Genomic DNA, 21,527 nt, shown 5'->3' with positions numbered 1-21,527 from the left:
TCCTCCTTGAATCATCGTATAGAAGCTAAATCTTGCAAGCTTTAATCTTGTCGCTGACTTCTCTGAACACATCGGTGAGCCTCAAGACACCGACAATGCGACCGCCCGAAGTCACCAGCAAGGATTGATGATGTCCCATGATCAGTTGATGGACAGCTCGATTGAGGGTCGCGTCCTGGTCCACGAATTCCCCTTCCAAAGGAGCATCTACCAAACTCGACAGCTTTACCTGAGCGGCCTTTCTACACAGGTCGTCCAGGGGGGCTTTCCACAGCTCGTACTTGTCCATCATGGACTTCATGAACTCCGCGCTCAGACCAAACCCGGAAACCTTTTTCAAATCGATCATCTCCGAGTATCGAGGCTCCAGGCTTCTCAAAACGTCCAGGTGACTCAGCTTACCGATTACCTTGTCGTTTTTGTCGCAAATGAGAACCGCTCTGTGAGGATAACCTTTCACCGATCCCTTTGCCTGGGCCTCTTCAAGCGCGACAACAGCTTCAAAAAGCGTCGCGTCTTCAGACACGCAGACGTATTGGTCGAGCGGGACCATTAAATCTTTCACCTTAATGGCTTCCATGAACCTACCTCCAGGTGGTACCTCTGCTGGAGTGAATGGAAAAACTCCAGGTTACTTGTTCCGATGCTTGACCGCTCAGGAATGATCTACACATAGGCAAGAGCGGCTATCCAAATCCTCCCTGACCCCTCTTTCAAGAAAGGGGGGAATCCTGCTGTCACCCCTCCTTAGGCAGGAGGGCAAATCCTTCCATTACCCCCCTTTTTTAAAGGGGGGTTGGGGGGATTTGACAAAATTGTCTACCAACCCCGCCTCTTTACCAGGCTATCCACTTCCGCTTGCCGGATGCGGTCTTCATGCTCTTTTTTCCGCTGATACGCCTTGTTTATCTTGTCCACCAGCTCAGCGGTGTCAGTCGGTTTCATGAGGTAATCATATGCGGCCAGCTTCATGCCCTGAATCGCGGTGTCCACGGTGGCATGGCCGGTAAGCATGATCACTTCGGCAAGAGGCTTGATGCGCTTGAGTTCACGCAGGGTCTCGATGCCGTCGCGGCCGGGCATCATGACATCCAGAATCACCACATCCACGTCATGGCTGTTGACGAATTCGATTGCGTCATCGCCGTTGAATGCGGTGTCCACCTTGAAACCTTTGCCTTGCAGACGCTCGGCCAGAACGTCGACAAACTGCTCTTCATCATCCACCACAAGCACTTTAGTAACCATGTACCAAACTCCTCAATTCTCTTGTGCCGTTTCTCTCTGCCAAACTGCGCCATTGAGATTCCGAGTGAAACTCGCCCTGCTGAGAGGAGGGTCGCGCTGGAGCGCGCTTTTTCAAATGTTAATCACCCTCGAATCTTAAAGAATGTCTTTTACGATTAGCGGACAGAGATCCTGTCCGTTAAGAACTCGAACTGTGGACGCTTTTATGGGAGAGCAAGCGCTGTGCCAATCGTACTTTATTTAATCATATTTGGGTATTAGATTATGGGTCAGTTACCGTGCGCGTCAATATGACACAATATGATACATGGCATGGAACATAGTGAAACGAATTGGCATGCAACCGGTATGTGGATTGTCCGTCCCAAAAATCCCGCGGCCTTGAGTACAAATTCCCAACGCGTTCCAATGTGATGGGAACTCCCATCGGTTAGGCGGGCTTTTCGAAACGGTCTCAGAATTAGTGATCGGAGGATTTCCCCGACTGGTTTCCGGGATCCGTCGGGACAATGCTGAGTCGGGCTCACTAAGACCAATGCGCGTTCAAAGAAGTGACATCAGGAATGGCCGGCAGGGACGCCCGGCCGCTACCATAGTGCGGTGACGGCGGCTGAATCATGTGCATGTCCAAGGTGTGACTTTTGGAAGCGGCGCCTGCGGGAAAGCATTCCCAGGAAGAACCTGGGAACGAGTCTCCAATCTATACCTGTGAGAGAAGGCGGGCACCGCCCGCCCTACGAGGAGGATGCGCGTCTGATCGTAGGGCGGGCCATGCCCGCCAAATTTTGGTGAATCGGGCCGGAGACCTTGCCGGGAACATTCGAGTCCACAAAAGAGTTTTTCCCGATAGATGCCCCCCAAGTTTCCTGCTCATTTCTTGGATGACGTCCTGGAACCGAGCAAATTGTCTCCGCTGCTCAAGGTCCCCTTCATTGCTTTATCAAGGACACGGACGTAGGGACCCATCACGGAATCGATCACCTTCAGCTTTTTCCAAATAAGGTACTGATAATACTCGTCCTCTATTCCGCAGCAGACCACCGTGTCGACCTTTTCCGCCAGGATCAGATGGCAAAGCGATTCGGCCGAGGCTTCAGGCAGGATGATGGTTCTGTCTTCGATCAGTCCGCTTTCCGAGTGGATCACAGCTATAAGGGCCTCCGGAGCCAAGTCGAACCGCGGGGCCACATCATCCCCCAACAAAGGAATAAGGAGCTTGGTCACGTTCACGGCCGGGTCGCTGCGATGGGATCTCTGGGGTTTTTTCATGGCATCAGCCCGTGGCGCTTCATTTTGCGCCATAGCGTACTTCTTCCCCAACCGAGGATTTTAGCCGCTTCAGCCCGCCTTCCCTTTGCCCTCACCATGGCGTCGATTATGAGCTTGCGCTCAGCCTCGCCCCAGCTTACTCCTGAGAAGCGGTCGGCCGAACCGGACTGCAACGGAGCTGGACCGATTTCCGGCAAACCGCTATCTTCGATCTTTTCTGGATCGTATTCCACGACGTAAGCCGGCAGGTGCACGGGTTGTATGCTGTGGCCTTCGCATATATTGACCGCGTACTCGACTATGTTCCTCAATTCCCTCACGTTGCCGGGATAGGGATATTTGAGAAGGATTTCCTTGGCTTCGTCACTGAACCCGGTGACTTTTTTCTTGAATCTCGGGCTGAAGGTTTGAACGAAGTGATCCATTAACATCCTTATGTCATCCCCGCGTTTCATCAGCGGCGGTAAATGCATTCGGACCACATTGAGTCTGAACAGCAGATCTTCTCTGAATTTGCCTTCGCGGACCATCTGCTCCAGGTTGCGGTGAGTCGCGGCAATCACCCTCACATCCACATGAATACCCTTTGTGCTTCCCAAGGGATGGAGCACCTTGTCATCGAGAAAAGAAAGCAGCTTTACCTGAAGCCCCAGGGGCAGGTCACCTATTTCGGTGAGGTACAGACTCCCGTTGTGAGCCAGGCGGAACCTGCCCGGTTTGTTTTCCACCGCTCCCGTGAAAGCCCCTTTCTGATGGCCGAACAGTTCTGATTCGAGGAGGGTTTCGGGCAAAGCCCCGCAGTTGACCTTTATAAAAGGGCCTTTGGCTCGGCTCGAAGCAGAGTGTATCGCCTCAGCCACAAAATCCTTGCCTGTGCCGGTTTGGCCGGTAATCAACACAGAAGAGTCGGTCTGAGCGATCACGGGAATCACGCGAAAAATGCGCTGAATCTCATGGCTTCTGCCAACCATTTTTTCAAATAGAAAGGATTTGCCCGATTCGTCCGTGGGCTCCTCCAGGGACCGGATGTCTTCCACGGATTCGATAAACCCCACAAGCTTGCCTTTTACATCGAGAAGGGGTCCCATGGTTAGACGAACGGGGATTTTCTGGCGACTCTTATTAATTATGTTGGCTTCGGTGCAGACAGGCTCGGAGCCTTTCCCCACCGGGTTGTTCTGGCACCCTTGAAGGCACACGTTGCTCCGGAGGAGATAATGGCACGGTATACCGTAGGCCTCCTGGGGCAGGAAACCCGTCAGAGCTTCCAGCGCTCGATTGATGATCAGCACTTTACGATCTCGATTGAAAACTACGATGCCCACCGGAATTTCATCCAGGAATCGGAGCAAACCTACTGAGGATTCGCAAAGCCCGTTGATGTGAAGGCCGCGGAAAGGGGACAAAAGACCTCTCCTCTTTTCTGCGTCAGGTTTCAACAGCTTACAATATCCTTGTCCACCGGTCAATCCAAGGGATTTGCGCAGCGAAGCAAACAAAATTCGCATGTTTTGACTTAGGTCAAGTCATTCTTCCGCGAAGTGAACTATGTAATAGAAGGAGGTTAAGATCTGGAGGTGTCACAGAACGTGGGATCGTGGTCTTGGCCTTGAAAAAAGGCTGCAATGGCTGTACTGATAAATCAACCGACGATCTACGCAAGCAGTCGCTTGAGGACCGGTCATGTACAAAGAACGCTTTGAGAACCTATTTCGCGTGGCCAAGAAGATCACCTCGTGCCTCCACATAGGGGACATTCTCGAGATTATCCGCGATGAAGCCAAAATCACCGTCCCTTACGCCAAAGAAGCCTGTCTTATACTGGTGGACCCTGATGCCCCCAATTACACGCGCCCCCTGCACTGCACCATGGAAAAGGAGAATATCAACTGCCACATGTGCAAACGCGGCAAGGACATAGTCCAACAGGCCCTGGGTGAACCAATGGCTTTTCAATGCGCAATTCACCCGGAAGTTCCCGGTGCGGTAGTCCACAGAGGCTCCGGGGAGGAAATTTGCGAAATCGCCATGCCCATCTACGACGGGACTGAACCTCTAGCGGTGCTGAACGTGGTCACCGAGAAAGGGCATGTTATTGAAGATAAGCACATTGTCATGCTCACCGATCTGGCCGACCTTGCCACGAACACGATCATCAACGCGAAAAAATACTCCAAGATGGCCAAGGAGAAGCTGACCCTGGAGCGCATCCTCCAGCACATCAGGACTTTCGTGCCCGAGACGGTACGGCGCATAGTTGAAAAGAACCCCGACGCTCCTGCATTGAATCGACGGGAAATAGACGTATCAGTGCTCTTCTTGGACGTCGCGGACTACACTCGCATTAGCGAATCGCTTACCCAGGACAAGGTCAATTTTGTCATCGAAAAATACTTCTCCAGCTTTCTCGATGTGATTTACTCGTTTGACGGAGATGTCAACGAAACCGCGGGAGATGGCCTGATGGCGATCTTTCAGGGAGAGGAACAGACCAACGCGTTAAATGCCGCAAGCGCGGCCCTGCAAATCCGGCGACGCGTTCAAGACATTAATCGGGAGCTGGAAGGCCTTTTTTATCCGATTGTGGTGAACATGGGGATCAATTCGGGAAAAGCGTCTGTGGGGATGAACAGATTTAAAGGTTCTTCCGGCACGAGGACAACCTTTACAGCTTCAGGCTCGGCAACGAATCTGGCATCCCGCATCGCTAACGCGGCAGCGGAAGGGGATATACTGCTCGGTCCTGAAACGGCAAGCCGAGTTCAGGACAAAATGACCGTCTTCGACCGAGGATCAATGAGCTTCAAGAACATCAGCAAGAAGGTTCACGTGTTCAGCCTGGTCCCTGCTGCGAACTAAACCCAACAGCCAAGGCTTCTTGATCCTTCCAACTTGCTCTTCCGTCGTTCCCGCGAAAGCGGGAACCCAGGGAATCCGGCGAGACGCAGGGCTGGATTCCTGCTTCCGCAGGAACGATGCCGCCTCGCTTTCAAACCGTGAAGATGACTTCGAAGCGCAAGCAGCACTGACCTGGTGCCCAGGTCAGTGGCACCCAACAGCCCATCAATATCGGCCCAGGGGTGCCACGGATCTGGGCTTTGGCAGGTCCGTGTCCGATTCAACTGATTATTCGTTGTTTGCCCGCGCAGCGGAATGACGGGATGGGCCTTCCCGATTCGGAAAAAAATTCGGCCCCTCGATGTACTTCTCGCAAAAGACCTTTGCTTCTTCGGCATTGTTTCATAAACTGGGCCTGGAAGTTTCGGTTCAAGCCAGGAGGTACTTCTGTCTGCAAGGCATCTGCACATAACCATGATCGCTGCAATTCTGGTCGCGGCTGTGGCGTTTGGATGCTCCAGCTCCGGAGATGATTCTTCCAAACCGGTCTTGACGCCCTCTGTTTCCCGCGAAACGCCGCCCGCGGGGCCTTATCATGAAGAAAAAGGGCTGACCCGGGCGGGGCTGAAGATTCAATCCGACAAGACAGGACCGGAAAAGGACGGCATCACTTCTCTGCCTCGACCTCCTGCGGCTGGTGGCGTGTCGGTTGAAAAGCTGACCGGGTACAAGACCCAGGGGGACTCTGTGACCATCAAATCGGCAAGCTTCCCTGATGCGGTAGTTGCCGTGACGCTTCCTCTAGGGTACGAAAAACATCCCAATAAAAGGTACCCGCTTGTTATAGCTTTCGGCGGCGCGGGGGAATGCGTCAAACCCCCTAAACAGGGCGCTCTCGCGTGGATGCACTATTATAAGACTGACGAGGCGGTACGGGCCCTTCAGAATAATCACCTGGATGCCAAAGACTTCAGAGGCCTGGTTTCAGAAGCGCATTTGAAGTCGTTTAACGCGAGGCTGAAGCGGCGGCCCTATGACGGCCTTATCCTGGCTTGCCCGTACTCGCCGCCTCTGGCCCTCGGAAGCGCGCTGGAGTTCCCTGAATACGAAGCGTACATAATGGATGAGCTGATTCCGGAGTTGAAAAAACGCTACCGGGTCGATCCGGACAGAATTGGAGTGGATGGCGTGTCTATGGGCGGCGCGAGGTCCATGTATTATGGGCTGAAGTATCCTGAGGTCTTCGCAAGCATCGGTTCGGTGCAGGGCGCGTTCGGGCCTTTTCTGGACGTGTATCGGGACCTGGTACGGGCAAAGGCCGATCTGTTGAAGAAACGGTCCATCCAGCTCGTTACCAGTGACAAAGATCCTCTGGCTCCGTCGGTAGAGAAGATGCACAAGCTGTTGATGTCAAACGGAATAGCGCATAGGTACCATGTTCTTACCGGCCCCCACGATTACATTTTCAACCAGGGTCCAGGCTCGCTGGCCTTACTTGTATTTCACAACGAAGCCCTGAAGCCAGCCAAAGCCGGACCCATTAGATGAAATTGACCGCTGCCGATGTGCTTTTCTCATGAAAATGCCGGTCCTATCAGTGAATGCCCGGCAAAAGCGGCGCGGCGGATTTACCAAAGGTTCCTGCGGGTACGGGCGAGTGGTGCGAGAATTGTGACGGCCTCGTGGCGACACCGGGCATTTTCATGCTTCGCTGTGGCATTCTGTATCATGGGAGTCGGGATGAATTCAGAGCTGCGGGGTGAGACTGTGCCAACAAGTGCATTCCAACTCACTGACAAACTGATGAACCAAGCCCTCGCAGAGCGGTTATTCACCGCGGCAGCACTGAGAGTGGTTCAACAAGGCCGGATTTTGTTCCGGAAATCGTACGGGACAATCGGGGACCCCGGGACCGCAGCGGTTCAGGGAGATACTCTGTTCGATCTGGCGTCGCTCACCAAAGTTCTCACCACAACCCCTTGCTGGATGCTGGTAAGTGCGACCAACCCCGGCATTCTGGACCGGCCGCTGTCCCATTGGTTTCCTGAGCCCCCTCCGGACAAAAGAGGGATTACGCCGAGACAACTCCTGGCCCACGGCTCCGGCCTTCCTGCGTGGAGACCCTACTATCTGTTTTCGTACGTACCCGGCCCACCGATTCGGTGCTACGAAAGAATAATGGCTGAATCTCTTGAATATGAGCCGGGCAAGGGCTGTCTGTATTCAGATCTGGGCTTCATGCTGCTGGCCGCGATCATCGAACGTGAAACCGGCCGCAGCATAAATCAGTTTGCCGAAGAAGAAATCTACGCGCCGCTGAAACTCAGTGATCAACTGATGTTCAAGCCTCAGCAGGACCAAAACAGGATAGCCCTGACACACCGCGGGGACCAGCCGGGGCTCGTCCACGACCTGAACTGCCGAGCCATGGGCGGAGTCTCGGGCCACGCGGGACTATTCGGGACTGCCAAAGGTGTTAGCCATCTTGCGGAGGAGATTCTCGCGGGTTTGAAATCTAGGAAGAGTCATTTCGATCCCGCATCTGTTCGCTCTTTCTGCGCGCGCGCAGGATTCGTGGAAGGATGCACCAGAGCCCTGGGGTTCGATACCCCATCCGAAAAGGATTCGTCGAGTGGCCGCTTCTTTGCCCCTGACAGTCTGGGACACACAGGATTCACAGGCACGTCGCTCTGGATAGACCCTGAAAAGGAACTTATTGTAGTCCTTCTCACCAACAGGGTTTTTATGGGCGAATCAGACCAGCGAATCAAAGCCTTCCGGCCGCTGGTACACGACACAATCAGGGGCGAGATCGGGGACTAGCCTTTCTTAAATAGGCTTTCCAGCCTCTGAGCCATCATGAGATCGCCGGAAACTCGTAATTTACCTGAAAAGAACGCCGCCTGCCCTGACAGCTTGCCGGTCATCATCTCTACAAAATCACTGCTCGCCATGGAAAAAGTCACATTGGGGCTCGCGTGGCTTCCCTCCAGAATCCGGCAGCTTTGATCCTTGACTAGCAGGTGCCATTGACCAGCCTGATCTCCTGAGATGTCGAATTGGAAGACCGCGTCCAGCCCAGCCGCAGCGTCAGGGTTAAATCGTCCGGGCATGGCTTCCACAATTTCTCCTACCGTTGGCGGCATGTGACGACTCCTTCCTGTTTCGCTAAAACTCCCTCGATACGTGGATGATGTTACCGGAAACGTGGTTGCAAGACAACCCTGTTGTGGCTCCGAGTATTTCAGGGAGTTGTGCTCAAAAAATCCTTGACATTACAGCATTACACTATATGCTGTAATTACTATCTACTGGAGAGCCTGACTATGACCGAAAATCTCATCGCTAAGGTCCGAAACGTTTGCTGCCCCGCAAAAAGCCAAGACGATGGAAGCTCCCTGCTGTCCGAGCGACTCGCGGCCGAACTGGAAGGGCTGTTCAAGGTCCTCGCAAACCGGACGCGTTTGAGGATGCTTCATACAATGGTTTGCTGCCAGGAAATTTGCGTTAACGATTTGGCGGAGCGGCTCGGCATGAAGGCTCAAGCAGTGTCCAACCAGCTTCAGCGGCTGGTGGATCGGCGCATAGTCTCTGCGCGGCGCCAGGGGAGCAACATCTTCTACAAGTTTGTGGACCCCTGCGTCCAAATCCTCCTCGACCGTGGCCTGTGCTTGATGGAAGACACCAGACGCGAACAAACTCTACCCTTAATGGGGCCGGGCGATTCGCTGCCTGTTTCATTCGACCATGCCGGGAACGGATCGTCACAGGTGGGAGACGAGTCCATTCAACAGAAAGGGAACATCGCACATGAGTAACCAACCCGACAGCACCTTGGATTTTAAGCAGGAAAAGCAACCTATGGTGGATTGCGGCCCTGTGCAGTCAAGGCCGGCCAATGGCTCCGGTTCCACCTGATGTCCGGCATCGCAGGCTCAGGTGAGCCGCCCCAGACTCGACCAACCGTTTGTGAAAGGATCGATATCCACGCCCGCGGGGGAATTGCCCCAGGTTTCAGGAGTCCTCGAGGCTTCGGATCACTGCGGCACCTTCAAGGCCCGTTGGGGCGTTGGACGAATGAATTACACCGTAGATCCCGGACTTTATGCTCTCGGGAACCCTGACCACGCGGCGCCGGTTTTCGTAACGGCCAATTATAAGATGAGTTTCGACGCCTTGCGCAGCGCTGTGCCAAACCGAAACGCGTGGATCTTGGCGCTCGACACCGACGGTATCAATGTTTGGTGTGCGGCGGGCAAAGGCACATTCGGAACAGAGGAGCTTTTGAGCCGGATAGCATCTAGCGAGCTGACGGAAGTAGTGTCCCACAAGCGACTTATCCTGCCGCAGCTTGCGGCCCCGGGTGTCGCAGCCCATGAAGTGAAGAGACGATCCGGCTTCCGGGTCATATACGGTCCGATCACGGCCCGTGACTTGCCGGCCTTTGTGGACGCGGGTTTCAAGGCCACCCCGGAGATGCGGCGAAAAACGTTCACGCTTCGGGAAAGGGTGGAGCTGATCCCAATTGAGCTGGTTGCTGCTTTGAAGCCTCTGGCCATTATTTTACCCGTTGTATTTTTGCTCGGGGGACTCCTCGGTTCCGGAAGCTTCTGGGCAAGTGCGATGGATCACGGTCTTTTCGCTGTGGCTGCCATGATCAGCGCGGTGTTCACAGGGACTATTTTGACTCAGATACTTCTACCCTGGCTGCCTGGCAGGGCTTTCGCTCTAAAAGGGGCTCTTCTGGGAGCGGTTGTGTACCTTTTGCTCGCAGGAGCGTACGCCGCCGGAGGGCTCAATTGGTCCACCGGACTTGAGCTGGTCGCGTGGTTGCTCATTGCGACAGCCTTGACGGCATATCTGGCTATGAATTTTACCGGCGCGTCGACCTACACGTCTCTTTCCGGAGTGCGGCGAGAAATGCGCCTGGCAGTCCCTCTTGAGATAGCTGCCGCGGCTATAGGGCTCTGTCTGTGGCTCGGCACTCTTTTTCTGGCTTAAGGAGCATTAGTATGAACCGCCTGGTTTACTTGAAAGATGTCGTCACCTTGGGGCTCAATCCCGAGAAATGCACAGGCTGCGGCACGTGTCTGGAAGTGTGTCCCCACGCCGTGTTAGTGAAGGACAACGGCAAGGTTCGCATTGAAGACCGGGATGCCTGTATGGAATGCGGCGCGTGTGCGCGGAATTGCCCCGCGGGCGCGGTCACGGTAAAGGCCGGAGTAGGTTGCGCCGCGGCTGTAATCAACGCTGCATTGGGCCGAAGCAGCTCTTCCTGCTGCTGCGTGGTCGAGCCCGATGAACCCGGCTGCGGAGTAACACCAGAGAGAAGCAAGGGTTCCGGCTGCTGCTAAAAGTGCGAAATTACGAGAGACCTTTATTGCCGGTGCGCGTGACGATGCAAACGCCCCGGCCGTTCTGCTGCTCATTGTTTTAGTTTTGACAAATTGCTATCCTGGCCTATATTTTGGGAATTGACGGCAGTACTTGCCCCGACGGAGGTCCGCAATGTTGAAGAGTTACGAGGCGGTCTACGAGGAAGGGACGTTGCGGTGGGTTCGAGAACAGCCTCCCGCAAAGAGGATGAAAGTGATTGTAACGGTGTTGGAAGAAGAAATGGACACTCAGCATTCCGCTGCCAGAAAAGCTATCCTCGAACGTACCAAAGGCTGCGTGAAGCCGGGGAAGTCTGTTGAAGAAATTGATGCCGACATTCGGCAGATGCGTGATGAATGGGAAAGGGAATGGGACAAGTGAGCCTTCCCCTTGTTACTCGCAACACCCAAGACTTTGACAAAATCGAAGGACTCGGTCTGATTAACCCATTTGAACAGAGCGAAATATAGACGATATCGCGACTGCCCACTTCATGGTAAACTCTGTTCAGAGCCTGCAAGGAGGTCAGCGGCAATGAACGATTCTTCTGAGACTTGTGCACGGGATGATATTCAGGCAGCCGTGGACCTAGCGGCCAATAACAAGGAACGGGTAAGGGTTGTTTGCGACGGGCAGGAGATCGCGGCTGTCGTCCCCCTCGAAGATTTGGAATTGCTCGAGGAACTGGAAGACCGGTCGGATTTGATCGAGGCACTCGATGCGATTGCGGAAGCGAAGCGGGAAGGCGGTACTATCCCTTGGCAATAATTCAAGAAGCAATTAGACCTCGCCTAGCATTCCATGGAATACCGAATTCTCATCCTGCCGAACGCACTACATCGTGATTTTCTTGCTCTGGACCTTCGGCTGACACATGGTAGTACCATGGGTCGGGTCGCCTTTTACTGAGTTTGGCCCACCTGCTAACGCAGCCTGTCTTAATTATCTCAAATCTCAAAAAGTTTTGTCTGATTCACTTTAGGAGGCCAAAAGACACCCAATACCATCCAACTGTTGTAAGGATGGCGGGTGCCCATGAAAAAATGAGTGTCCTTGTCGGGGCCACATATTTCATCAAAGAATTTACGTTTGACACTGAGCGCAGCGGCTTCATCGTCCCCCAATCTTTCTGCCTCCTTCAACCATAATGCGCCCATTTCCCAGTCTATCAGACTTGCAGTATGCTGAGTTACGCTGTCTTCGCACTCAAAAACGTACACAAACTTGAATGGAATTTTTCGTAAGGGTTTCGGGGGCTCCCCGAAAAGCGGGATTTGTTTGAATATCTGCAGCCACTTATCATCCCATTCTTCGTCCTCGGGCTGTATTTGGAGATCCAAGACGCGAGACGGACGCACGATTCCCAAAGATGTTCGCTCAGTATCATGCAATTGCCTGAGTTCATTCAACGAGTGAACTGGCACCTTGCCGAGTATCATCTTTCTTTCCCGCCACCCGTGCTCCGTACCGACGCGAGGGCCTACAATACGGATTGATTTCAGGTCCGGCTTACGACTCTCTTTTCTCATATCATTTGAGGCCCCGTGGGGGTACAATCCAACTTTGATCCATTGGTATTTGGCAAATTGGTGACCAAGAGGGAGATACCGATAATCAATGGGGTAAAGTCTAACCCATTCGCCTGCTTCAGTTATTCCCGCCGTGCAAATGACCTCGACGTATTTCTGAGAAGGACGTGGATAGGTCATAACGGTAACGAAAATTTTGGATTCTTCATACTTGTCATCCATTAGTTGCTCCTAAAATGGATCACAGGCATGTTAGTCCTTTCAGAGATGAGCATAGCCAGGTGCGATCTGTGACATAGGGTTGGATCCGATTCCATGCATACCAAGGCTGTAGGTTTTTCACTTACGAGCCTTCCGAGCGAATCCAGCGACTCCAACCGTTTCGTTAATACTCCCGAACGATAACGGCTGAAGACCATTTCGTAATCGTCAGGTGATTTCAGATCCATTCTATCTGATGCTGGGATGCCCAAGTCCGGGAATCCACGGTATTTAATACCCAAACTCTCACATAGACGTGAGAGAGTACTCTTGTGAAAGCCAAAATTGCGCGAAGAAGGATTATTACGAACATCAGCAAGTGTGGTTACTCCACACTTCAATAACTTGTTGAGAAAGGCGTCAATCGACAGCCCTTGGTAACCAATCGTATAGACCGCTATCTCTGCATGCTGCTTCACCCGTGCGCGTCTGCTGGCGTTTTCACAATTGGTTGTGAACCAGGGATATCGGGAGTAAACCGTATCGATCAAATCGTTTGTCGTCAATCCCTTATATCTCATGATGATTCTGGCTACGTCCTGGCATTCCCGAGGCAATTCTATGGCGGCCTGATTAGACGGTGGCAGGCCCCATCCTCTGGAATCAATTTCTTCCACCAGCCCTATCTTTTTCAGGGCCAGGATGTCCTGCTGCAAAAGAAAGGAGTACGGTCCGTACTTGTATGGGACGAAAGCATAGAAGGCCGGTCCTCCGCGAGAACAAGTCTCCTGCGATAGCAGGAAGGCCCATTTCATAAGCTTTATTCTGGAGAGTGATCCACCTGCCTGTTTCAACATGTAAAGTAAAATTCGCTGCCGATTTAGCACGAAACCACCTCCACCAACGTTGGCCGATTATACTTCCACAAAATAATTCGTCAACAAATTAGACCAGATGGTCCAAGAGAGTGCAAATTTGGATTTGGCCTCTGTAAGGGGCGCTTGGTCACCCTCGCGGATGATAAGCTGCGTGAAGTTGTTTGAGGCGGGTCTGTGCGACGTGAGTGTAGATTTCCGTGGTTGAAATGTCGGAGTGCCCCAACATGATCTGGACGGCCCTCAGGTCGGCGTTGTTCTGCACAAGGTGAGTCGCGAAGGAGTGGCGCAGCGTGTGGGGTGAGATGGTTTTGTCTATCGCGGAGGCACGAGCCGCTTTTTTTATTATCTTCCAAAAGGCTTGCCGAGTCATGCCTCGGCCGCGGCGGGTCACAAACAGCGCATTGGAACGCACTCGGCCTATGATCAGGGGGCGCACTTCTTCCAGATACTGCATGACCGCCTTGACAGCCGGAATACCCATAGGGACGACCCTTTCCTTCGAGCCCTTTCCCATGACAGTGACGCATCCCATTTCCAGGTCTACGGAATACAATTCCAATCCAACAAGCTCGGACACCCTCAACCCTGTTGCATAAAGCAACTCCAGCATAGTCTTGTCTCTTCTTCCTTCCAGGGTTGAGGAATCAGCAGCGGACAATAGAGCTTCCACTTCGTTGGGTTCGAGGTACTTGGGAATGCTTTTAGGCAACCGAGGTGAATCGACCTGCTCAGATGGGTCTTCCCGCACCTGGCCCCTCTCGGCAAGAAAGCGGAAGAAGCTCTTGATACACGAAATCTTTCGTGCTCTGGTTCTCGGAGCATGTCCGGCCCGATCGAGCAAGGCCAGGAATACGAGCAAGTCCTCTCGGCTGACTTGATTCAACTGATCCACGCGTCTCCGGGTTAGAAACCGGGCAAAACCCTTGAGGTCGGAGCCGTAGGACTCCACGGTCAATGCGGCAAGCCCTCGATCGACGATGAGATGATCGAGAAACCCGGCGATGGCCAGGTCTATCTCAGAAAGCTTGCTTTGTTCGGTCTGCGAATGAGGCATGTCGAACTCTGGTCAGTCCGTGATTTTGGAATTGCCGGGAAGCCTTGTTGTGTAAGGAAGCTTCTCTCGTGCCCGTTCAAGAAACGGCATATCTTGCACGCTGGGCAGCTTCCGCCACTGGCGGAATCTGCCCAGCGGACATGATATGAAAGTTTTTGGAGAGGGGTGCGGGGAGGAACCTTTTTACAAAAAGGTTCTCCCCGCATTTCCACTTTTCCTATTACACCGCCATTTCTTTTTGGCTAGCGAAGTGTTCTTCCTCCATCGCGGCCAGATGATCGTAGAGGCTGTCCTTGATCTGGTCCAGGCGCTCGAAGTCTATGATTTTGTTACCGCTCTCGTCCTTGACGTAGAAAATATCCGCAGCCTGGTCTATCTCGGTCGTAATCTTGGTGAGGATGATGTTGAGACCGAGCGAGGACAGGCCTCGGGTAATGTCGTAAAGGAGCCCGGGCCTGTCGTGAGCGTACACCTCAACTATGGTGGCCCTGTCGGAAGCTGCGTTGTCTATTTCCACTTTCAGAGGGAAGCGCGGTCGTGACGCCGCGGTAAAGGATCTGCGGATGGCTCTCCGCGCGGCCACGAGTTCATCCACATCCGCGTCCCCGCGAATAACCAGCGCGAAGTCCTGACGGAAATGTTCCCAGCGTTCCGGATCGTCGAGAGGTCCTTCCGGGATATCGTTCACATGGAAAGTGGCGACCGCGATGTCTCCGATGGAATGGCTCCACGCGCTGAGGATGTTGATCCGGTTGGCAAAGAGCGTGCCTGCGATCCTGAAAAACAAACCACGCTTGTCCTTGACGATAAGGGTGACGGCACTATACCCGGGCTTACGGTGATCGGTTTTTTGCGCGATCAGATCGGACCAATCAAACACGTCTTTCCCGTGGCTCGCCAGATAAGATCTGAGGTCACCGTAGTGTTCCGCGATGACCCCAGGATAGAAATCCAGGAAGTAACGGGATGGGGCCATCTCCAAATACTCATCCAGCTTGGGGCCACGCATCTCGGCAGGAACAAGGTCCCTCACCACGGCCTTTATTTGTCTGACCCATTCGGCCAGGTCCTCACCTTCGGCCCCTTCGCCTTCTATTATGTCGAGGGTCCTGTAATAGAGTTCTTCGAGGAGCATGTCTCGCCACGAATTGGAGGCCGTGTGTCCGACAGCCCTCAGGTCCGCGTGAGTCAGCAGCATGAGTAGATCCAACCGCCGCCGGTGCATGATGTTTTCTGAAAATCGACTCAGCAGAGCTTCGTCGTGGAGGTCTTTTTTGAACGCGAGATGAGTCATGGCCAAATGATTACGTATCAGGAAACAGACCTCGTCAATGTCCTCCGGAGGCAGCCCGAAACGTTCAAGAAGAGGCCGGGCTATTTCTTCACCGTGGACTTCGTGCCCCGGGCCTCTGCCCTTCGCTATATCGTGGAAAAGACCCGCAAGATAGAGGATCTCCGGTTTGTCAAGTCTGGAAAAGATTGTACGAAGGAGCGCATCCTCTTTTCTGCCGTCATGCGCGGCGAAAGAGTCGATGTTCTCCAGGACCGCCATGGTGTGAAGATCGACAGTGTATTCGTGGTATATATCGTGCTGGGGCAGGAAGCGTATCCAAGCAAAATCAGGGACAAAAATCTCCAGAAATCCGATTTTCATCATGGCGTTCAGGGCATGAGCAACAGACCCTGCCATCCGAAAAATCCCGAGGAACATTCGATTGGCTTCCGGATCTGTGACTATCTTTTCATCCATGGACCGCAGTCGGACGCGCAACATGTCCACCAGGCGGATATCCAGCTCGCACCCTGTTTCAGCGACCTGCCGAAAAGCGAGTAGGATTTCCAGCGGGTCTTTGCCGAAATCCGCCAACCTGTAGCGATTGATTCCACCGGCCCCTATATAGAAGGGCTCGTCCAGTCTCAATCGTTTTACTTCAGATGCGATCTTCGGCCTCAAAAACAGACGGGCTCTCGCCAGGACGCGACGACCAAAAAAATCCATGTTGGACGCGTGGCGATAGTATTCCCGCATAAAGCTTTCCACGCCTTGTCGTTCCGTGTGGTTCTTGAACCCCATCTGTTCGGCGAGGATTCGCTGGCCATCGAATGTGAGCCTGTCATCCCTTCGGCCGACCATGAAATGCAGCCTTGCCCGAATTTCCGCGAGGAAACTTCTTGCGTCTATCGCTTCGGCCACGGCACGTTCCCCGCAAATTTCTGCAAGGGGTAATTCTTCCAAGCTGGAGCAGCCAAAAAGAATCTTTGCAAGCCAGGCTATGAGCTGAATGTAACGCAATGAGCCCGGGCCCTCTTTCAGATGAGGCTCCAACAGATAAATCGTGTGCCCGAATTTTTCGGATGATTTGCGGATTTCCCCTTCTATCCTGAGATAGAATTCCAGAGGGTCCGTCTCCTGGAGCAGTCGTTCTCGCTGGATCAAGAGGTCCCGAAAGATCTCTTCATTACCCCATACATGCCGGGTGTCCATTAAGGAGGTCAGCACGGCGAGGTCTTTGTCGGCCTCCAGCCTGCACTCCTCCACGGTGCGCACAGAATGGCCCAATTCCACCCTGGCGTCCCACAGCAGATAGAGTATGCTGCGAATTCCTCTGTACACCCCTTCCGGAGTGTCTTCGGGCCTCAAGAACAGGATGTCTATATCCGAGTACGGGCTCATCTCCTTGCGGCCGTACCCGCCCAGCCCCACAAGCGCTATCCGGTCTTTCCAATAGCCCAAAAAATGTTCGGCAAGTTGTCTGAGAAGATTGTCGAAAACAGGGTGCATTTCGAAGTTTGCGGGGTCAAGTTCACCCTGGCTACGGTATTCCGCGACGCCCTCTTTTATCCTGGCTATTTGAGCAGCCCGATCGTGGTCCGCGAATATGAATCTCATTGCACTACATTCCCAACTACTAATTAGGTTTCATACGGCATCCGGGCGGTCGACTTTCGTCAAGCCAACTCGGATAGTAATTCCTAAAGTCCGTACGGTCAACCAAGCGGCGGCCGCGATCAGCTCTTGCTTCCCAGTTCACGCAGGTATTTGCCCGCGCCCGCGGCGATTCCCGTCGCGACAGCGTCCAGGTATTGCGCGCTTGTCAGTTTTTGTTCGTCCCGGCCGTTGCTGATAAAGGCGCATTCCACAAGTATCGCAGGCATTTTTGCGCCTAGCAAAACATAAAACGGCGCTCGCTTCACCCCCCGGTTCCGAATCTTAGGGGCGGCCTTGGCCAGGTCCTGCACGAGAGCATGATGTACAGTGTTGGCCAATCTGTCCGATTCACTCTTCTTGGAGGCCAGCATCAGGTCCAGTAAAGTGGCCTGAAGGTCGCTCATTTCCGCAAGAGGGATGCCGTTTTCTCTGGCTGCCAGTCTCATGGCTCGCGGGGAGCTGGCCTTGCTCAAATAAAAGGTTTCGACCCCTCTGGAGCTGGAATGCGAGTCCGCGTTGCAGTGAAGCGAAATGAAGAGATCCGCGTTCAGGGAATTGGCCAGAGCGGTGCGCTCTTGAAGCGTGAGAAACCTATCGTCCGTACGGGTCATCTCGACTTTGATCCCCCGGACATCGGACAAGAGCCTTTTTTTCACCAGATAGGCCACTTCGAGCGTTACATTTTTTTCCTTTATCCCGCCGTCCTTGCTTACCGCTCCAGGATCTTTCCCGCCATGACCCGGATCTATGACGACGAGGAAGTCCTTTGCAGCGTTTTCGATCGGTCGCGGCGGGGGCATCAAGTCGCCGGCAGGCCGAGGCTGAAGTGAAGCGGTCTTCGCATACGCTGGCGAATCGCTGGGGGCCGGAGGCAATGACGGCTTCGGTGGACAAGGAATACTCTCTTTGGCTACGGGCTGCCGGTGAGGTCCCTCCGGGCGAAAGACACGGTCATCAGGAACAATATCACCTGGCTGCGTCTTTGCTGTCGGCCATGCGCCATCCGCGGGACAGAAAGGATTACCGGTGTACTTGTATTCGGAAACCTCTGGAGAGCCTTTGGCCGCGGTGGTCCATTTCGAGGGCCGCGTTTCGATTCGACCGGCCCCTGCTGAATTCTGATGGTTTCCGAGCGGAGGTAGTGGTGGATTGTTGCGGGTGATCCTCTTTGTTGCCGAGGCTGGAGCCGGCCTATTTCCATGTATGTTGCCGAGCCTTCTTTTCAGGAGGTGGGCTTCCTTCAGTTCTTTGAGTCCGGCTATGCGGTGGCGCTTGTCCGGGACGATCCTGCTGAATTCATAAAGGTACTGGATGGCCCGGTCCAAATCCTCGGCTTTGCCTCCGCGGCGATAGAGACTCAGCGACGCCCGACCTGCAAGGAACAGGCTCTGCCTTGCCGCACGCCGGTCCTTTTCAGTGCGATGGATTTCCAGAAAGGAATGGACTAGTTTGGTCCACTGGTCCCGGGTGGCTTGAGGTTGGCTGGAAAGCTGCTCCAGTGTCTGGCAAGCTTTCGCGAAGGAGGGTCGGACAGGCTGACCTGCATATGAAAAAGAGGCCGCCATAAGGCCGAGACAAAGGACCATGGCCTGTATGACGCCCACTCTGAGGGGAGCTTTTTTCATCCAGGGTAAACTCTCATGGCGACCGGGATTAAGAGGGGTGGTTATAAAATTCTTTCGTTGGAAGGGCTTTCCCTAGAATCGTCAAACGCTGTGCGTATTTTGCCGGCCGGGAGGACTCCTTGGATTCGCAGCCCCTATGTTCCGGAGCAAAAATCTCGGTGAGGATCTGACTGGTTCTTGGCCCCCTTCCGGCTGTGTTCCGAGACTATCCTCACGCGTAGGACCTCACTGGGAACCTGGTCAATTGGCCGGCATGAACGGGAAAGTTTCTCGTGAAGTTCTGCCGGGATAATTAGGGTTGATTTTCGAGATTTCCAGAGCACGGGGCACCTCCCTGACTTTATGTTAGGATCATAACACAATAAAAACGGTATATTCAATAGTTTTTCTAGAAATTACTTTAACCAATTTCGTTTGACCCCCGCCGCTCCCCCTGATAGATTCGTTCCCGCGCTTGACTACAGGCGGCCCAATCCGGAAAAGAAAGTGCAAATAGATGAGTGACGAAGCGGGCAAGAAAAGTGGATTCTTCAGCCGCATGTTCAAGAGGGACAAGCGGATCGAAGAGGAAAACCCCCAACAACCGTCCGAAACGCCGGAGGCCCGGGGACCGGATGTTCTGACTGCGGAGGTTCCGTCGGACGCGTCTCCTCCAGCGGCGGCCAATTTCGGCGAACCGACGGAAGGGGTGGCGGGTCGGGTCCAACTGAGAACGGGGCTCAAGAAAACCCGAGAAAGCTTCATAAAGAGTCTGGGCCAGGTGTTTGGCGGCAAAAAGCAGTTGGACGACCAAATGGTAGCTGGGCTGGAGGAGGTGCTCGTTCGGGCCGACATCGGGGTAAAGACCGCTTACGAGCTGTTGGATAGCGTCACAGACAGAATCAAGCGCAGGGAACTCAACGACCCCCAAATGGTGGTCAACCACCTGAAGCACTTGATAACTGAGATGTTATCGGAAGTGGAGGCCCCTTTGCGCGTCGGTTACGGTTCCGAGCCTTTTGTCGTCATGATGGTGGGAGTGAACGGGTCCGGAAAAACCACAACCATAGCCAAAATTGCCGCCAGGCACACTGCCGCGGGACGAAAGGTTTTTATGGTGGCAGGCGACACTTTCCGGGCCGCCGCGGTGGAACAGCTCGAGATCTGGGGTCAGCGCGTAGGTTCTACGGTCATAAAAGGAAAGGATAAAGCCGATCCTTCGTCGGTGGTGTTCGAGGCCATGGAGAGGGCCTTAGAAGAAAACGCGGAAATGGTACTGATAGATACCGCGGGTCGCCTTCACACTCGAATACCCCTCATGGAAGAGCTGAAGAAGGTGCGGCGGACAATTATGAAGAAGTTGCCACAGGCCCCCCACGAAACTCTCCTGGTGATTGACGCGTCCATGGGTCAGAATGCCATCCTGCAGGCACGGACATTCAACGAAGCAATACCTGTGACCGGCATAGCGCTTACCAAGCTCGACGGGACCTCAAAAGGCGGAGTTTTGGTAGGAATCTCAAATGAGTTGAAAATGCCTGTGCGGTACATCGGCATAGGGGAGAAGATGGACGACCTCAGGGATTTCAACGCGCGTGACTTTACCGAAGCGCTTTTTGCCGGCGTTGACGTTTCCGAAAGCCAATGATGGAACTGTATTGATGCCGGACGCGGAGTCAAGTCTACAGGGGTAAGAATATGGAAACTTTGCAGGTGAAAACGGGGTCCAGAACCCAATTCATGGACGTCACTTCCAGGGTGAAGGAAGCCATTGCCAAGAGCGGTGTGAGCGAAGGCATAGCCGTTGTCTATGTTGCTCACACGACGGCAGCCATCACCATCAACGAAGCAGCGGACCCTTCGGTAGTGGAAGACATCCAGCAAAAGCTCTCGCAACTGGTGCCATATAAGGACGCGTACCGTCACATGGAAGGCAATTCCGACGCGCACATAAAAACTTCGATGATGGGAAGTTCGGTACACCTCATAATATCCGGAGGGTCACCGGTTTTGGGCACTTGGCAAGGGATCTTCTTTTGCGAATTTGATGGGCCTCGAACGCGCAATATCCACATAAAAGTGGTGCCGGGCTAAAATCCTCAGGAGACAGTAACGTGGGAGACATAGTTGAAGTTTTTACGGACGGAGCGTGCAAAGGCAATCCCGGCCCTGGAGGATGGGCAGCCATTTTGCGCAACAAATCCGTGTCCAAAGTCATCAGCGGGGGAGAACGGCAAACTACAAATAACCGCATGGAGATGACCGCTGCGATCATGGCGCTGGAAGCCCTGAAGCGTCCTTGCAAGGTCAAGATCACCACTGATTCTCAGTACTTGATGCTAGGCATCACCCAGTGGCTCAAGGGTTGGAAGAAAAAAGGTTGGCGAACCTCCAGTAATTCACCTGTGAAAAACGTCGACCTGTGGCAACGGCTCGACACGGCCGCATCTCGCCATGAAGTGGAGTGGCAGTGGGTGCGAGGACACAACCTTCATGAAGAAAATGAAATGGTGGACAGCCTGGCCAAGGAAGCGATGCAAAAATTCCTCTAACATCTTTGGGAGAGCGCCACATTTATCTTTTGCCGGAGATCGAACAGAG

General features: G+C 53.7%; 21 protein-coding genes. 11 read left to right on the top strand and 10 right to left on the bottom strand.

Going from position 1 to position 21,527, the window contains the following annotated elements; all coding sequences use genetic code 11:
• Window positions 1–25: 25 nt before the first annotated feature.
• The 4 genes from HY913_01005 to HY913_00990 form a co-directional block, all read right to left on the bottom strand.
• A complete protein-coding gene (locus HY913_01005) occupies window positions 26–580 on the bottom strand; it encodes a CBS domain-containing protein (protein ID MBI4961831.1) in 555 nt (184 codons plus the stop codon).
• A gap of 239 nt (window positions 581–819) precedes the next feature.
• Window positions 820–1,248: a response regulator gene (locus tag HY913_01000; GenBank protein ID MBI4961830.1), complete on the bottom strand. Its 429-nt coding sequence runs from the start codon at window positions 1,246–1,248 to the stop codon at window positions 820–822.
• A gap of 870 nt (window positions 1,249–2,118) precedes the next feature.
• On the bottom strand, window positions 2,119–2,517 hold the full coding sequence (locus tag HY913_00995; GenBank protein ID MBI4961829.1) for a dinitrogenase iron-molybdenum cofactor biosynthesis protein: 399 nt from the start codon (window positions 2,515–2,517) through the stop codon (window positions 2,119–2,121).
• On the bottom strand, window positions 2,514–4,025 hold the full coding sequence (locus HY913_00990) for a sigma 54-interacting transcriptional regulator (GenBank protein MBI4961828.1): 1,512 nt from the start codon (window positions 4,023–4,025) through the stop codon (window positions 2,514–2,516). Before HY913_00990 ends, HY913_00995 begins: the two co-directional genes overlap by 4 nt.
• A 175-nt stretch (window positions 4,026–4,200) precedes the next feature.
• On the opposite strand from HY913_00990, the gene HY913_00985 reads away from it, so the two are divergent.
• The 3 genes from HY913_00985 (at window position 4,201) to HY913_00975 (ending at window position 8,178) form a co-directional block, all read left to right on the top strand.
• Window positions 4,201–5,376 carry a guanylate cyclase gene (locus HY913_00985; GenBank protein ID MBI4961827.1) on the top strand — a complete coding sequence of 392 codons (1,176 nt, stop codon included), beginning with the start codon at window positions 4,201–4,203 and terminating at the stop codon, window positions 5,374–5,376.
• A gap of 453 nt (window positions 5,377–5,829) precedes the next feature.
• Entirely contained in the window at window positions 5,830–6,903 is a 1,074-nt protein-coding gene (locus tag HY913_00980) for a hypothetical protein (protein ID MBI4961826.1), read from the top strand.
• A 192-nt stretch (window positions 6,904–7,095) separates the two neighbouring features.
• The gene (locus HY913_00975) at window positions 7,096–8,178 is read left to right on the top strand and encodes a beta-lactamase family protein (GenBank protein ID MBI4961825.1); all 1,083 of its coding nucleotides are present in this window, start codon (window positions 7,096–7,098) and stop codon (window positions 8,176–8,178) included.
• Here the strand turns inward: HY913_00975 and HY913_00970 are convergent.
• On the bottom strand, window positions 8,175–8,501 hold the full coding sequence (locus tag HY913_00970) for an SCP2 sterol-binding domain-containing protein (GenBank protein MBI4961824.1): 327 nt from the start codon (window positions 8,499–8,501) through the stop codon (window positions 8,175–8,177). The genes HY913_00975 and HY913_00970 overlap by 4 nt on opposite strands.
• A 180-nt stretch (window positions 8,502–8,681) precedes the next feature.
• On the opposite strand from HY913_00970, the gene HY913_00965 reads away from it, so the two are divergent.
• The 5 genes from HY913_00965 (at window position 8,682) to HY913_00945 (ending at window position 11,499) form a co-directional block, all read left to right on the top strand.
• Entirely contained in the window at window positions 8,682–9,173 is a 492-nt protein-coding gene (locus HY913_00965; GenBank protein MBI4961823.1) for a helix-turn-helix transcriptional regulator, read from the top strand.
• A gap of 121 nt (window positions 9,174–9,294) precedes the next feature.
• Window positions 9,295–10,356 (top strand): acetyl-CoA synthase subunit gamma, encoded by a 1,062-nt coding sequence (locus tag HY913_00960; GenBank protein ID MBI4961822.1) that lies wholly within the window; start codon window positions 9,295–9,297, stop codon window positions 10,354–10,356.
• An 11-nt stretch (window positions 10,357–10,367) separates the two neighbouring features.
• Complete coding sequence (locus HY913_00955; GenBank protein MBI4961821.1) at window positions 10,368–10,709, top strand: 4Fe-4S binding protein; 342 nt, start codon at window positions 10,368–10,370, stop codon at window positions 10,707–10,709.
• A gap of 154 nt (window positions 10,710–10,863) precedes the next feature.
• Window positions 10,864–11,112 (top strand): hypothetical protein, encoded by a 249-nt coding sequence (locus HY913_00950; protein ID MBI4961820.1) that lies wholly within the window; start codon window positions 10,864–10,866, stop codon window positions 11,110–11,112.
• A gap of 153 nt (window positions 11,113–11,265) precedes the next feature.
• A complete protein-coding gene (locus tag HY913_00945; protein ID MBI4961819.1) occupies window positions 11,266–11,499 on the top strand; it encodes a prevent-host-death family protein in 234 nt (77 codons plus the stop codon).
• A gap of 179 nt (window positions 11,500–11,678) precedes the next feature.
• Here HY913_00945 and HY913_00940 read toward each other — a convergent pair whose 3' ends face one another.
• From HY913_00940 to HY913_00920, 5 genes are all read right to left on the bottom strand, one after another.
• Window positions 11,679–12,482, bottom strand: a complete 804-nt coding sequence (locus HY913_00940; protein ID MBI4961818.1) for a hypothetical protein — start codon at window positions 12,480–12,482, stop codon at window positions 11,679–11,681.
• On the bottom strand, window positions 12,482–13,348 hold the full coding sequence (locus HY913_00935) for a DUF488 domain-containing protein (protein MBI4961817.1): 867 nt from the start codon (window positions 13,346–13,348) through the stop codon (window positions 12,482–12,484). Before HY913_00935 ends, HY913_00940 begins: the two co-directional genes overlap by 1 nt.
• A 118-nt stretch (window positions 13,349–13,466) precedes the next feature.
• Window positions 13,467–14,393 carry a site-specific tyrosine recombinase XerD gene (gene xerD, locus HY913_00930; protein ID MBI4961816.1) on the bottom strand — a complete coding sequence of 309 codons (927 nt, stop codon included), beginning with the start codon at window positions 14,391–14,393 and terminating at the stop codon, window positions 13,467–13,469.
• Between the two features lie 220 nt (window positions 14,394–14,613).
• On the bottom strand, window positions 14,614–17,283 hold the full coding sequence (gene glnD, locus HY913_00925; GenBank protein ID MBI4961815.1) for a [protein-PII] uridylyltransferase: 2,670 nt from the start codon (window positions 17,281–17,283) through the stop codon (window positions 14,614–14,616).
• A gap of 119 nt (window positions 17,284–17,402) precedes the next feature.
• A complete protein-coding gene (locus HY913_00920) occupies window positions 17,403–18,947 on the bottom strand; it encodes an N-acetylmuramoyl-L-alanine amidase (protein ID MBI4961814.1) in 1,545 nt (514 codons plus the stop codon).
• Window positions 18,948–19,443: 496 nt separating this feature from the next.
• Between HY913_00920 and ftsY the strand changes: the two genes are divergently transcribed.
• Genes ftsY through rnhA form a run of 3 tightly spaced genes read left to right on the top strand, consistent with a single transcriptional unit; the run spans window position 19,444 to window position 21,478 of the window.
• Window positions 19,444–20,574, top strand: a complete 1,131-nt coding sequence (gene ftsY / locus HY913_00915; protein MBI4961813.1) for a signal recognition particle-docking protein FtsY — start codon at window positions 19,444–19,446, stop codon at window positions 20,572–20,574.
• Window positions 20,575–20,624: 50 nt separating this feature from the next.
• Complete coding sequence (locus HY913_00910; protein ID MBI4961812.1) at window positions 20,625–21,020, top strand: YjbQ family protein; 396 nt, start codon at window positions 20,625–20,627, stop codon at window positions 21,018–21,020.
• A 20-nt stretch (window positions 21,021–21,040) separates the two neighbouring features.
• Entirely contained in the window at window positions 21,041–21,478 is a 438-nt protein-coding gene (gene rnhA, locus HY913_00905) for a ribonuclease HI (protein MBI4961811.1), read from the top strand.
• Window positions 21,479–21,527 lie beyond the last annotated feature (49 nt).

This window comes from Desulfomonile tiedjei (assembly GCA_016212925.1).
Taxonomy (GTDB): domain Bacteria; phylum Desulfobacterota; class Desulfomonilia; order Desulfomonilales; family Desulfomonilaceae; genus JACRDF01.
Note: the sequence above shows the minus strand (reverse complement) of the source record. Positions and strands in the feature narration are given on the sequence as shown.